This window comes from Sedimentitalea sp. XS_ASV28 (genome assembly GCF_041224545.1).
In the GTDB taxonomy this organism is placed as follows: Bacteria; Pseudomonadota; Alphaproteobacteria; order Rhodobacterales; family Rhodobacteraceae; genus Sedimentitalea.
Genome location: NZ_JBGFGP010000075.1, coordinates 1 through 13,730 on the forward strand (window position 1 = coordinate 1; position 13,730 = coordinate 13,730).

Here is a 13,730-nt window from a genome sequence, read left to right on the forward strand (position 1 = left end):
CGGCTGAGGTCGACGAACGCTATGTCCAAAAGCAGCTGGGGCACGCCTCGGCCGAGATGACCCGCCGCTACCAGCGCCGTCGCGACCGGTTCCGCGTGAACCTGACCAAGGCCGCTGGTCTCTGACCCCCTGCCCCATCACGCCGCCTGCCCGCTGAGCCTGCCATAGAAGCTGCGCTCGAGATGCAGCTCCCCTGCCCCGGCCTTCTCGACCATGCCGCGCAGATAGCCGCCCGGCGAGGACACTTCGCCCGCGCAATGCTTCTCGAAGACCAACGCCAGCGCTGCTGTCGCCACCTGTTTGCCAAGACGGTCCTGGGCCACATTCCAGGCATGCTCGGATACCCCGATCATCGGCCTGAGTTGACCAGCAACCCGGTGCAGATCGCCCCAATCCTTCAGGAACCCGCCCAAATTGCGCGCCCAGGATGTGAATTCGGGACAAGCTTGCATGACAGTGGGCAAATCCAGCGCAGCGCGCTTCTTGCGCACTTCGGCAACCCATTCTTCCAGCTCCCTATCAACCTGATCTTCGGGTCGAGCATTGGGCACCACGGCCGCGACTTCCTCATTTTCTGAGGAATTACAAGTTACAGGATTAAGTTGGTTTGTAATTAGTATATGAGGGTCAGAAATGATCTCCCTGGGGTTCATTTCTTGAGTCTTCTCAGAAACTTGTTCGTTGGTTTCAGGCGTGTTTTCCACAGGTTGGACAACCTCAGTTGCTTTGAGATAAGCCGCCTCGACGCGCTCCTGGAGCTCCTTGAACCAGGTTAGCAACCGCACAAGCTGTTCGGAGGCTTCATTACGGCGCGGCAGCCGATCCAGAAGCTCCTCGAAGAGCCCGGTAAATTGCGCCCAGGGCCCTCGTAGCGCGCTGCTGACGGCCGCCTCGATCCGCGCGCGGATCATCCGGCGTGCCACGGTGATCTGACGCTTCAGGCGTTGGCAGAGCTCGCGCTCGGCCTGCAAATCGGCATGAAGCTCCTCGAACTCCTCGACACGCGCCGACAGCGGCGACAGATCGAAGCCATAGGCCTCGACGATGCGCCCATCGGCGTCCCTGTGGCCCCACCGCTTGCCGTTTGGGCTGTCCTGGAAGGAGATCACGCCAATCTCGGCCAGGCGCCGTGCATGGCGCTTGAGTGCGGAGAGCGAGAAGCCCGTCTGTTCCATCAGATAGGCGTTCGACGCCCAGACGATCGGGCGCTGCCCCTCCTCCCAGTCCTGGGCCTGGGTAAAGGCCCCGAGCGTATCGAGGAGCATCATGTCTCCGGCCTTGAGGCCAATGTAGGCTCCTACCCGCTTCACAGCGACAAAAGCCCGCGTTTTGGGTACAGCCACCTGTTCACCGGCTTGGGCAAGCTGCTCTGCAATGCCAAGACCCGGTGTCGGCTTGCGCCAACCTGTATGTTTCATGGATAGTTCTCGCCTCCTCTGCTTGATGGAGGGCAAAAGAATCCCGTTCGCTCAGGAGCGTTGCTGTTGACAGTGATTCGCCGGAGAACTATCTTGATAGCGACCAAACTAATCTTGATAAGCTCTCAGGCCCTCAGCTTGAGGGCTTTTCTTTTGCCGTTATCTCAAAGCATATCCGCTCCTGTTTCTTACCTCGTTTGGATCGAAGACCACCGTCTCCGCGGCTCCTGCCTCTTACTTCGATCCGTGTTTCTCCAAGTACTCAGCGATGACATCACTCAAACCTCTGAGAATGTCCTCGTCCAACGTTAGCCCCGTGGCAGCGACTGAGAGCTTCCCGCCCTGCCCTGTAACACTCAATTTCCGCGAGCCGATCTTTCGCTGTACCGTGAGTTTCTTTGGGCTCTGCGATTTCTTTTTTGCAGGCTTCGACTGCTTTTCAGTCAGGTCACCAAGAACCTTTTCGAGGTCACGGTGGCTGAGATCGTAGACATCTTTGCACGCGTGCAAAATCTCAGCTCTAGCGGCATAGACAGCGCGACCACGTGATACCGCGCTGTTATGGACACCCACACGCTTGGCGAACTCGGTTGCAGTTATTTTCTCGTCCGGTTTGGCATCTTGTAGCCGCTCAAACATCTCGCCTATCGAAACCAGGCGCTCGAAAGCGCTGAGGTTTTCACGTTCCTCATTCTCCCGGAAGCGCATGAATAGCATTTCGAATTGCTCTTCACGGGAACCCCGAAGGGATTGTGGAACCAGAATGGCGCGGACAGGCAATCCCAAAGCTTCAAGGATCGCATGGCGTCGCCGACCCACGATCAACTGGAACGTCACGCCTTCTACATTCTCGGGCTCACGTTCATCCGGTCGCCAATCAGGATCCGCTGGCCGAACATGAATGGGCGTATCTTGACCATTCTTCTCGATACTCTCTTTGAGCTTCTCGAATGCCTCTTGGTCGCGCCAATCTTCACGCCGGTCCGATCCAATCACATCCACGATCTGAGACGGATCAATCTGCAATTCATGTCGACCCGCGAGAATGCGCTCCACGACCTGTGCGCGCTCAACGTGAAGCATCTGGCTGGCGTCTGAAAGCGCTCCGGCCTTCCAAGCACTGCCAGAGCCGCCCAGTCTTGGCTTAACCCCACCAACCAGTTTCGCTTCGTCTTCGTGAACCTGTTCGCTTGCACCAGATCCAGGAGCCGCAGACACATCCTCATCTGGGCGCGTGGGCTTTTTCTTGAGGACCGAGCTGCTCAGTGTTCGCTTCATTCGGCTTCCTCCTCGAAATTGTAGAAGTTCTGCATCCAATCCTCGGCATAGCCACGCTCAAGACCAGGCCAGAGGCGTGAGACGATGGCGTCATTCACTGCGTCAGCATTCTCGATGAACCTGTTGATGCCTTTTCGCTTGCCTGGCGTATCTGGGTCGTACTCGTAGACGGATTGATAAACGTCCGACGCGTTCGAAATAGCATCAGAGCGAAGATAGAATACCGGCAGCACCTCATCTGGGCAGTTTTCGAGGAGGTTGCCGACCTGTGTGAGATCTTGCTCATTTGTTCTCTGCACGATCGTGGGCAACAGCATATGTGCCGCACCGCCCATATCGATCCGATCCGTCGCGAAAATGTGGCGCAGCATGGTGAGGAGACCAGTCACAAAGGTGGACAAGGTCGCAATGTCGAACCCCTTCATCGTCTGCGGGATAATCAACGAAGTAGACGCCATCACATTGTTCAGCTGGAATAGTGTCAGCGCAGGCTGATAGTCGATAATGATGCAGTCCAAGGTCTCGTTGAGGGCACTTTCAAGCTTCGCTTGATCGACCCTACCGCTGCTCACCAGTTCATTCGGACAGGTGACCGGCGGATGCCCCTCTTTCCAACGATCTATGGAGTCTCTTAGGAACCTGTAGAACCGCTTTTCCGGGGTGCCCGCTCGCAACAACCTCGCGATCTGAATTTCACCTTCTGAGGTTTCGCCATGCGCAGGTACTAGCCGCACGCCCGGCCAGGAGGTTTTCTTAAAAAACCCGTCAAGCGTCTCCGCATCATAGTCAGTGTAGGGGATGGATTCGTCGGTCTGAAACAGCCCCGCGAAGTCAACCATCGTCGGAGTTTCGTCATCTGGCAAAGTTGGCATTTCTTCGCCGCCGACAAAATAGAGCGTGATCGTGCTCTGGGGGTCAGCGTCCATGACGCCGACTCGCATGCCGTAGTGCAGACTCAGGTACTGAGCGAAGTGCGCAGCACTAAGCGACTTCGCGGTGCCACCTTTCTGACTTGCAAACGAAATGACGGGCAAAGGATCGTCGGGTTTGCGCCAAGCAAGAAAATGCTCAGGCCGCTTTGCTGAGGCAGCCATCAAAGCCCGGATGTGCATCAGCTCCGTCAGGGTGAAAACACGCTCGCGCCCTACATGCTTGCCGGCAGGAAAATCCTCATTGTCCTTCGCGAACTTCGTCAGATGCTGATGGCTAATGTTCAGGAAGCGAGCACATTGGCGCATCGACCAAGAGCGCTTGATGCGCTCGCGCATCGTCAACTCCTTGTTGACCGAGACCATGGTCCGGCCAAGGCCCCGCTCGAGCTCTTGAAGGAACTGTTCTATACTGCCGCCCATTACACCGCTCTCATTTCGACTCTCTCACGGAATCGCTCCGAGTTGTAAATAGCACGGTTTTTGAGGAAATGTACAGATATTGTACGCCTACAGGATTTCCGGCGCACAATATGGGCTACACCGATTGAAAATACGGACAGCAACCAGAGCCGCCGAGGTGATTTTGCACGCGTGCAAAAACCTCGGAGCCTGGTGCAGCCAGACCGCCGGAGCGGTCTGGCCGTTGGCTTAGGCGGCGTCTTTCGGCCCCCAGGGGATGACGGCCTGCAGGGACAGATCATCCTGGTTCGCGGCTTTGCCGAGGCTGGCGTTGAAGCCGTGGTCGCGGATGGTCAGCGTGTAGTAGTCGGCGCCGGTCTCCTTGTTCTGCTTCTTCCAGATGCCGCCCCACTCGACCAGCTTGCCGCGCGGGGAGCGGCCGAGGACGCGGTGCGTGGGGGCCATCGGGTTCGCGCTTGCGACGGGTTCGACCGTGATGTCGAGGTCGAAGGTCAGGGTCGAGATGGAGCCTGTGCCCTTGGCAGTTTCGATGTCGGCGCTGGTGAATTTGATGCAGTTCGTGGTCATTGCTCTTCTCCTTGTTTGCGTTGCAGCACGAAGTGCGGTCATGCAGCGGGCCAAGGCCCGGCCACACCGAAGGCGAAGCGCAGCGGAGAGGGGCAGGCGCCGGTCTTTTTGCCTCGCGAGGAATGACCCGCAGGGTCAGGGGAAAAAGATCGGCGACAACCTTTGTGGGCGGGACGACAGCTGCGACCAGCATGTCATGCAACTCAGACAAAGGGAGAAGTGCAGTGGCCGTGAAGGAAACTGGGTGAACAGCCGAGGGAGATGCCACGAGGGTATTGGCTCCTTTCTAACTCACCGAAGATGAGACATAGTCCAGGCCTCAAAGTCGCATCCCCAGGATCACTAACGTGCCGATAGTCTTCGCTGAAGTGCCCACGATGCGGAGGAGTGCTCGAGGCGAACAGAGCGTGGAACGAAAGGCCGTGTCGCCACGAGACACCGCAACCATCCAAAAGCCATAATAGACAGCCCGGCTGGTTGGTTCGGTCAGAATATGGGACAGGACATTTGACCAAGGGCCGCCGCTACCAACAGACGCGACATAGTCTCTAGCTCAGGCAAGCGTCGCCGACTTGCCCTTCCAGTGCTCATGCTATACGTCATTGACACATACACCGCCGAAACCTATATGGGACAAGAGATGACACGATTGCAAACAGTGGTCGAACTGCCCGAATTCCAGAGGCGCGCCAAGGCAATCATGTCGGACCAGGAGCGTGAGGCCGCGATCGACTTCATCGCCGCCAATCCGGAAGCTGGCGTCTCTCTTGGCGGCGGACTTCGGAAGGTCCGCATCCCGAGAGAGGGGGGCGGAAAGAGCGGCGGCTTCAGGACGGTGTATGTCTTTGGCGGGACCCATATGCCGATCTTTCTGATCACGGTCTTCGCCAAGAATGAGAAAGCCAACCTGTCGAAGTCTGAGCAGGCCGCGGTGGTAGAGATGAGCAAGGCGCTTGTCGCGAAATATGGAGACGCAACATGAGTGCATTCGAATCCATCACCAAGGGGCTGGAAGAGGCGCTGGCCTTCGCAGATGGCGACTTGGTCGGCGCGAAGGTCCATGAAGTTTCCGTCGCCGAAGTCGATGTCGCCGAAGTCCGGCAACGGACGGGCCTGTCCCAGGCGGAATTTGCCAAGAGCATCGGCGTCGCGAAAGGCACGCTTCTGAACTGGGAACACGGGCGACGGCACCCCACGGGTCCGGCCCAGGTTCTGTTGGCACTGATCGCAAAGAAGCCTTCTGTCGTGCAGGACCTGTTGCGCGGTGCGTGAACCGGGGCCTAAGCCCCGATCCTCTTGATCCGGATCCCGAGCTTGCGGGCCTTGTCGACGATGTTCTCGGTGATGCCCGAACCAGGCGTGGCGATCAGGCCCTGCGGCATGGTCTCGAGCATCTTGTCGTTGCGCTTGAAGGGGGCGGCCTTGCCGTGGCTCTTCCAGTCGGGTTTGAAGACCACCTGGGTTACACCTCGGGTATCTGCCCAACGGGCCGCAATCATCTCGGCACCCTTAGGCGTGCCGCCATGCAAGAGCACCATGTCGGGGTATTTCGCATGGGTGGCATCGAGGACGGACCAGATCAGATCGTAGGCGTGATAATCCCCGCCTGAGAAGGCGATCCGCGTGCCTTCGGGGCAGTGCACTTCGGTCTCCTTGCGGCGCTTGGCCGAAAGATAGGCCCGGCTGTCCACCACGGCGGAGGTGAGACCACGATGCGAGACCTTGGATCCGGTACGTGGCAGCCAGGGCGAACCGGTGGCGGCAGAGAAGTGGTCCACGGCCAGATCGCGCATCTGCTCGAAGGCGTCGCGATGGTCCCAGAGTTTGAGCCCGATCATCTGGAGGCGCTCGAGTTCGACCGAGGCGACCTCGGAGCCGTCCTGGATGGCCAGACTTTCCCGGACCTCGAATTCGTTGTCATCGAGGAGCTTCTGGATATGGGTGAGCCGGCGATGGAAGATCGAGGTGAGGGACCAGAGCATCTCTTCGAGATTGTCTTCCAACTGGCTGCCGATGAGGAGGCCGATGGTGGTGTCGAAGAGCGTCGCCATGGCGAGCTCGACCTCGTCAGGCTGGGGCAGGGGGCGATGATCGGTCTCGCCGGGCCCGGGGGTTGCGCCGTGAAGCGCCAGGTGGTCGAGGATGGCGGAGGTTACGCCGGTTTCCTCTTGGATGTCCGTGTGATGGGGCATTGTCTGGTTCCTCTGTTTGATCTGACCCGATTTGGATGGGGCGATAACAGGACCGGCGGCGACCGGGCCGCATCCGTCAGGATCGGAGCGCAGCGGAGAATGTGCCGCAGGCCGGAAAATTGTTCCCGCGAGGAATGAGCCGCTGGCTCAGGGGAATTTTCCGGGTAGCGGCGCATTGCTGCCCGGGCGAGGGGCGCTCTGCCCCGACCCGCTGGTCCATCGCTCCCCTTTTCCAAACGGGATCAGATCGAACCCGCGGAACCTTTGCCCCGCCCGGCATCCCGGTGGAGATTGGCGGTCACCCGTCTTCGATCTCCAGACCCTGTGCTTTCATTGCCTCTATCAGCGCCCGGCGCAGCGCATCCTTGCCAAGTGCCCGCAGATCGTCGTTGAAATCGCTCATATTTGGCACGAGGTCACCACAGGCAATTCCAAGCGATTCCAGTTGGTTGCGCAATCTCTTTGATGCGTTACGTCCAGCTTCGTCATTGTCCCGCGCGATCCAGATACGCTTGATCCCCGGCGGCGGAATGAAGAGGCCGAGATGGCTGGCGGTGAGACAGGAGGCGAGGTCGAACTCCGGCAGAGCCGTGCCGACCGAGAGGGTGTTCTCGAGACCTTCGCCGACGATGAGATCAGAGCGGCCCGTGCCGTACCAGAAGCGGATGGCATGGCCGTGCAGCTGCCCAAGGAGCCGTTTCGGGCTCTCGATCGCGGCCAAACCGCCGGTGGACGGGTCGAGATAGGTGCGCGCGCATCCGATGATCTGGCCCCGATTATCGGTGATCTTCGCAAGCAGGGCGGGCGTCCTTTGCGGCCGATCGGCGGCGTCCTCGCCCTGCCGCAGGAAGACCCGCGGGTGATAGCGCAGGGCCGGACCCGGCCGTGTGATCCCGCGCCCCTGCAGATAGGTGGCGGCCAGGGTGCCAAGCACCGGCTTGCCAGCGGCAAAGAGTTTGCGCGCCCGCGCGATGCGCTTGCTCGAAGCTGCATCCGGGCGCTCAGCATTTCGGGTATCACGAGGTACGGCAGGGCAGGGGGCCTCGCCGAGAAAGGACCGGGCCTCCCTCAACGTTTCCTTCAGCGTGACCGACCCAAGCCGTTCCTGCAGCAGGTCGATCAGGTCGCCATATTCACCTGTCGCAAAGTCGGTCCAGGACCCGGCCTTGCGCCCATCTTGACCTTGCAGGCGGATGGCGAGACTCTGCCCCTTTGCACCAGAGGTGTCGCCGACCTGCCAATAATTGCCCTGCTTGCGGCCCTCGGGAAAATACTGGCGACAGAAACTCTCGGCCCGATCTGCCAGATCGGCCGAGAGATCTGCAATACTGCGCCGCACGCTCATGCAGCGGCCTCCGCTACGCTGGCACCAACAGGATGCTCCACGAGGACACGTGCTAGAACCTCGGTGGCGTCCACCGGTATGAACACCCGCGTCTTCCACTGGATCACCTCGGTGAAACATCCCATTGCCTTCAGTCCCGGTAAAGCCGAACCCGACGCGCCAAGAAGTTCGAGCCTCGGCTGTCCCATGACCAGCGACCGGCGCAGCTGGTAGCCGCCAAGCAGGCTCAGGGTCGTTCGCGCCTCCATGACCGCGGCAAAGACCTCCTGCGGCGTCATCTCGATCTGACAATCGAGACCGAGCCGCGCATAGACGTTCAAGAGCTGCTCCTGGCTGACCAAGCGACCGATGGCTCGCTCCCCGTCCTCGGTCTGCAGGCGATAGATCCGCATGTTGTCGGCGGGCAGCCGGTCCCAGATCGGCAGAAGCAACCCACAGATCAGCGTGATCTTCGAGGTGGTGAACTCCGGCACGGCCTCAACCTCGGCCTGCCAGAGCCGTTCGAACATCGCATCGTCGACCTCTTCCCAGTGCGACTTCGAGAACTCGGTCAGCGCGAGGATTTCGGTCGCCATGGGTCGTAGCAGTTTCACCCGCAAGATCGGTACGCCGTCTTCATCCATGAAGGCCGGCGCTTTCACCATCAGCGCCGCGCGTTTGGAGGAAGTGTTCCAGCACAGCGTCGCGCCTTTTGTATCGGCGCAGATGGCTTTGACGCGGGGCAGGGTGAGCGGATCGTTGCGATCAGTCCGCTCGACGGTGAGCGCGGTGGCCGTTGCCCCCGTCGCCTCATGCTCGAAGATGACCTTCCGATCGACAATCTCGAATTTCTCGGCGCGCAGGGTCTCGAGGCCGACATCGAGCGTGCCTGCCTGGCGCGCGTCCTCGATGATCGCCGAAAGAAACCCGCCGAAGGCCTCGAAAATTGCATCCTGCATGTCGATGCGGAGGGCCAGGCAGCGGTTCAGGAACTGCTGAATCGGCGGCAGGTTTTCTTTCATGGTGCCATCCGCCTCGTCGAGCGTCAGCCCGGTCATTTCCTGGAATTTCGCGTAAGAGCAGGCCTCGATCTTGCCTGAACGCAGCTTGTAGAAGAATTGCCGCAGCGCAGCGCGCGCATAGGCGCTCTCGAGGTTGTCCTCGGCGCGGAACATGTTCTGACCGCCGGTCTCACGTTGCCCCTTGGTGATCGCCCCGAGCGTGTCGAGGCGGCGCGCGATGGTGGAGAGAAACCGCTTCTCGCCCTTCACATTGGTCGCGACGGGGCGAAAGAGCGGCGGCTGCGCCTGATTGGTGCGGTTGGTGCGTCCCAGCCCCTGAATCGCATTGTCGGCCTTCCAGCCGGGCTCCAGCAGGTAATGCACCCTGAGGCGCTGGTTCTTGGCGCCGAGATCAGCATGGTAGCTGCGCCCGGTGCCACCGGCATCAGAGAAAATCAGGATGCGCTTGGCGTCATCCATGAAGGCCTGCGTTTCGCCGAGGTTGGAGGAGACAGGCCGGTTCTCGACTTTGAGCCGCCCCTCTCGCGTTCTCACGATGCGCCGCTTGCGCCCTGTGACCTCAGCCACAGCGTCCCCGCCGAAATGCCAGAGGATCTGGTCGAGGGCGCCCTGCACCGGGGCGAGGGCACCAAGGTGCTCGATCAGATCATCGCGTCTCCGCTCCGCCTCTCGGCAGATAATGGGGTTGCCATCGCCATCGAGGGCGGGGCGGGAGCGCAGATCGCCATTCTCGTCCGTGTAGGGCTCGAAGAGTTGCGTCGGGAAGCTGTGCATCAGGTAGTCCATGATGTTCTCCCTCGGCGTGAAGTCGACCTGCAGGTCGCCCCACTCCGAGGGCGGGATCTCTTCGAGACGCCGTTCCATCACCGCCTCGCTGGTCGAGACGACTTGAATCACGGCCGAATGTCCCGCAGCCAGGTCCGCCTCGATGGCGCGGATCAGCGAGGGACATTTCATGGCGGTGATGAGATGGTTGAAGAAGCGCTGCTTGTTGCTCTCGAAGGCCGAGCGGGCGGCGGATTTTGCCTGGGGGTTCAGCGTGCCGGTCTCGGAGGTGACGCCTGAGGCCTGTAGTGCTGCCTCAAGGTTGTTGTGGATGATCTGATAGGCATCGGCGTAGCTGTCATAGATCGCGACCTGGGCGGGGGTCAGCTCATGGACCAGCATCTCGTATTCGACCCCGGCATAGGAGAGGGACCGCGCCAGATAGAGCCCGAGCGCCTTCAGGTCACGCGAGATCATCTCCATGGCCGCAATGCCCCCGGCCTCCATCGCGGCGACAAATTCGGCCCGCGTCACGAAGGGGAAATCTCCGGTGCCCCAAAGCCCGAGGCGGGAGGCATAGGCGAGATTGCCGACAACCGTCGCGCCGGTGGCCGAGACATAGAGCACGCGGGCATCGGGCACGGCATTCTGCAGCGCGAGGCCCGCAAGGCCCTGTTGCGATGCCTTCTTATCGCCGCGGTCCGACTTTTCGCCGGCGGCATTCGCCATGGCGTGGCTTTCATCAAAAGCAATGACCCCGTCGAACCCGTCGCCGAGCCAGGACGTGACCTGGTCGAGGCGGGAGGCTTTGCCGATCCGTTCCGCCGAACGCAGCGTAGCGTAGGTGACGAAGAGGATACCCTCGGGCAGGCGAATGTCGCTCCCCTGGCGAAACTTCGAGACAGGCACGATATCGCTTTCGCGGCCGCCGAGCGCCATCCAGTCGCGCCGCGCATCTTCGATGAGCTTGTCGCTTTTTGAGACCCAAACCGCCCGGCGGCGCCCCTGCAGCCAATTGTCGAGGAGGATGCCCGCGACCTGCCGCCCCTTGCCGCAGCCCGTGCCATCGCCCAAGAACCATCCCTTACGCAGACGGAAGGCACCTTCGTCGCCTTGGGCCGCTGCCATCAGCTGGCCTTCGATCTCGCCGCGCTTGAACCAGCCTTTCAGATGCGTCTCATGTGCATTGCCCGCATAAATGACGCTTTCGAGCTGGGGCGCGGAGAGAAGGCCGCCCGCGACGAGGGTCTTCGGCAGGAGTGGGCGGTAGCTCGGCACGGGTGGCGGAACCGAGGCCATGGCGGCGGATTGCACCAGCGCGGTCGGATGCTCCGCCGCACCATCGATCCGGATCGCCTGAAGGTCATAGGCCTCGTAGACCGTGTCCTGCAAAGCGCCCTCGGGTTCGCTCCAAGCTTTCGGAAGGAAGTCCAGCGGTCCCGTCGCGATATCGTCGAAGGGATGTTTGGCGCGTTCTTCGGCGAGCGCACGGGTTGCCTTGCGTGCTGCGTTGCGCAGGGCATGCAGGTTGGTGCGGGTCGAAGCGGTCGGAGCCGACAGGGCCGTACTGGTGGGGCAGAGCGGGGGGCTGCTGCGCTCCGGGCAGTGGGTCAGCACCGCTGCGAGGAGATCGGCCGTCGTCGCGCAGAGCGGATGATAGGCGGCCTCACTATCGATCGGCGCGGTCTCTTCAGCGCCGGAGGCACGCTTGTCGATCACCGTCAACCGCGTGTCGATCGTGGTGCCGTGTCTCGCGAAAACCTTGCCGTCGATCGCGGCGGAAAACACCACGTCAGCGCTCTGGCCAATCCGCCGAAACGTCGACTGGAAGGATTTCGTCGAGGGTCGGAAGCTTTCGCCCGTGATGACGACAAGCCGCCCGCCCGGCGCGAGGCGCGCGAGGGCGGAGAGCACATGCTGGCTGGTGGCCTGCCGGAACTTGCCCTCGACATGGTTGGCCGCAGAAAACGGCGGGTTCATCACGATGACCGAGGGCGTGATCGAGCGATCCAGCCGGTCGTCGATCGAGGCGGCATCGTGGTCTGAGATGGTGGCATCGGGGAACAGCAGTCCCAGCAAGGCGCGGCGGGTGTCCGCGAGCTCATTCAGCGCCAGCCGCGCGCCTGCAATCCGTGCGAAGACCCCCAGCATACCCGTGCCCGCCGAGGGTTCGAGCACCATGTCGTCGGTCCGAACCCCCGCCGCCTGCGCAACAATGGCCGCAAGGGGCAGAGGGGTCGAGAATTGTTGCAAACGGACACTGTCTTCCGAGCGCCGCGTGTGGGCGGGAGTCAGACCGGCGAGACGCTCTATCATGGTGAGAAAGGCCTGCGGCGAGGGTGCTTGGCGCTGCATCAGCGCGCCGTAGCGCGAAAGCATCAGGATCTGGGCGGTCTCGGCGGCCTCGTAGGCGTCTTTCCAGACCCAGGCGCCGCTTGTGTCGCTGGCGCCGAAGGCATCTTCCATCGCACTGCGAAGGGCGGTGGCGTCAATGGATTTTCCCGCTTCGAACAGAGGGAGGAGGGTTCTCGCAGCCTGCATCAGGTTTTGGGCGAAGCCTGAGGCATCCGAAAGGGCAGGAGCTTCGGGCACAAGAGGGACGGAATTGGGGTGAGCGTTCATCGGCAATCTCCGGGGTTGAGGGTTGCCCCCAAGCCCCGGGCGCACTCTCTCACCCGGTAGGGGGTCACCCCTCCCGCCCTGTCTTTTGCTCTTTCGTGGCGTTGCAGATCTCCGCCCCTGCAGCGGAAAGTTATCCCCAGAATCTGGGGATCGGTCTGTGGGCGCTGTCGCAGAAGCCCTTGTCAGCTTGACGTATTACCGGTGCGTCCAAGTTTTGGGCAGTTTGCGAGTGCGCATCCGAAACGGGTACGGCGTCGACCGATCGGCGGTCGTACCTACCCGGACATCCTTCAGGAAGAGCTCGCAAAAGAAAAAGGCGGCATCCGGGAGGAGGTGGGTGCCGCCGATTAACTTTGATCGGTTCAGGGAGGAGGAGAGAACCGATCACATTCTTGACATGGTGGCCATGCTGCGACCGCACAATAGCCGGCCCTGACATTTCTGCATTGCAGCAATGCGAGGCTGATTGGGATTCCCTCAAGAAAGGGCGCGTATGCCACCTTTGCCGGTTCCTAAGCGTGAGCCCGCGCTTGAGCGGCAGCGGACTCGCGTGTTTGACTCGGCAACGGTGCTGGCACCGCCCGGCGCGCCTCGAGCAGACAGTCCAGCTCATAGTCGCCGACAAACCCCCAGCAGGCGTCGACCTCCTCGCCATCCCGCTCGATGACATAGCCATAGACCCGTCCGCCGAGATAGGCATCGTAGGTGACGATTTCGCCGCGCAGGATGTCTTCAGCCTTTGCGCGCAAAGCCTTGGTGACGCGTTTTGCGCCGAACTCCTTCCGAACCGCCTCAAGCGTCACGTAGACGTAACCGACCTGACCGGAATCCCACGGGCAGTGGAACCCGATGGTGTTCATCGCGAGGCCGGAATGGTCATAGAGAAACACGGGCAGAATGACTGCCTTGCGCTCGGCGCGGTCGCGCAGCTGGTCCATCGAAAAGTCGTTCTGGTCTGAGACACCAGCGAGATCGCGTAGGAACGCCTCGGGACCGTCGAACTGGTGGCTGTCACCCAGCCGATAGCGCCGATGCCAGCAGATCAATGTGCCGAGGTTGGACCACGCGCGCGGGCTCTCAGTATCGGGGTCGTGGTAGATTTTGATGGTATGGCCCTGATAGGCTTCCTCATAGACAGGGTCTTGCATGTCGATATCCTTTCTTGGAACGCAATCGACCCGCCGAGCCTT

Annotated in this window: 10 protein-coding genes and 1 pseudogene; 3 read left to right on the forward strand and 8 right to left on the reverse strand. The window is 61.1% G+C overall.

The genetic code is table 11. The annotated features are described in order from the left end of the window. A pseudogene (locus AB9K34_RS03515) lies at nt 1-125 on the forward strand (integrase); the annotation flags it as partial. 12 nt (nt 126-137) lie between these two features. Here AB9K34_RS03515 and repC read toward each other — a convergent pair. From repC to AB9K34_RS03535, 4 genes are all read right to left on the reverse strand, one after another. Next, nucleotides 138-1,418 carry a plasmid replication protein RepC gene (repC, locus tag AB9K34_RS03520; RefSeq protein ID WP_369953062.1) on the reverse strand — a complete coding sequence of 427 codons (1,281 nt, stop codon included), beginning with the start codon at nt 1,416-1,418 and terminating at the stop codon, nt 138-140. Nucleotides 1,419-1,652: 234 nt separating this feature from the next. Further along, nucleotides 1,653-2,696 carry a ParB N-terminal domain-containing protein gene (locus tag AB9K34_RS03525; RefSeq protein ID WP_170819442.1) on the reverse strand — a complete coding sequence of 348 codons (1,044 nt, stop codon included), beginning with the start codon at nt 2,694-2,696 and terminating at the stop codon, nt 1,653-1,655. After that, the gene (locus tag AB9K34_RS03530; protein ID WP_369953063.1) at nt 2,693-4,048 is read right to left on the reverse strand and encodes a ParA family protein; all 1,356 of its coding nucleotides are present in this window, start codon (nt 4,046-4,048) and stop codon (nt 2,693-2,695) included. The genes AB9K34_RS03525 and AB9K34_RS03530 overlap by 4 nt, the downstream gene beginning before the upstream one ends. A gap of 228 nt (nt 4,049-4,276) precedes the next feature. Beyond that, the gene (locus AB9K34_RS03535) at nt 4,277-4,615 is read right to left on the reverse strand and encodes a DUF736 family protein (RefSeq protein ID WP_369953064.1); all 339 of its coding nucleotides are present in this window, start codon (nt 4,613-4,615) and stop codon (nt 4,277-4,279) included. 640 nt (nt 4,616-5,255) lie between these two features. Here AB9K34_RS03535 and AB9K34_RS03540 point away from each other — a divergent pair. Together AB9K34_RS03540 and AB9K34_RS03545 are read left to right on the forward strand one after the other, a co-directional pair. Further along, complete coding sequence (locus AB9K34_RS03540) at nt 5,256-5,597, forward strand: type II toxin-antitoxin system RelE/ParE family toxin (protein ID WP_369953065.1); 342 nt, start codon at nt 5,256-5,258, stop codon at nt 5,595-5,597. After that, complete coding sequence (locus tag AB9K34_RS03545) at nt 5,594-5,887, forward strand: helix-turn-helix domain-containing protein (protein WP_369953066.1); 294 nt, start codon at nt 5,594-5,596, stop codon at nt 5,885-5,887. The genes AB9K34_RS03540 and AB9K34_RS03545 overlap by 4 nt, the downstream gene beginning before the upstream one ends. A gap of 8 nt (nt 5,888-5,895) precedes the next feature. On the opposite strand, the gene AB9K34_RS03550 is transcribed toward AB9K34_RS03545, so the two are convergent. The 4 genes from AB9K34_RS03550 to AB9K34_RS03565 form a co-directional block, all read right to left on the reverse strand. Continuing rightward, on the reverse strand, nt 5,896-6,807 hold the full coding sequence (locus AB9K34_RS03550; RefSeq protein ID WP_369953067.1) for a DUF2493 domain-containing protein: 912 nt from the start codon (nt 6,805-6,807) through the stop codon (nt 5,896-5,898). Nucleotides 6,808-7,105: 298 nt separating this feature from the next. Beyond that, nucleotides 7,106-8,152: a toprim domain-containing protein gene (locus AB9K34_RS03555; RefSeq protein ID WP_369953068.1), complete on the reverse strand. Its 1,047-nt coding sequence runs from the start codon at nt 8,150-8,152 to the stop codon at nt 7,106-7,108. Beyond that, complete coding sequence (locus tag AB9K34_RS03560) at nt 8,149-12,540, reverse strand: strawberry notch-like NTP hydrolase domain-containing protein (protein ID WP_369953069.1); 4,392 nt, start codon at nt 12,538-12,540, stop codon at nt 8,149-8,151. The genes AB9K34_RS03555 and AB9K34_RS03560 overlap by 4 nt, the downstream gene beginning before the upstream one ends. Nucleotides 12,541-13,052: 512 nt before the next feature. Continuing rightward, a complete protein-coding gene (locus AB9K34_RS03565) occupies nt 13,053-13,688 on the reverse strand; it encodes a hypothetical protein (RefSeq protein ID WP_369953070.1) in 636 nt (211 codons plus the stop codon). Nucleotides 13,689-13,730: the final 42 nt, after the last annotated feature.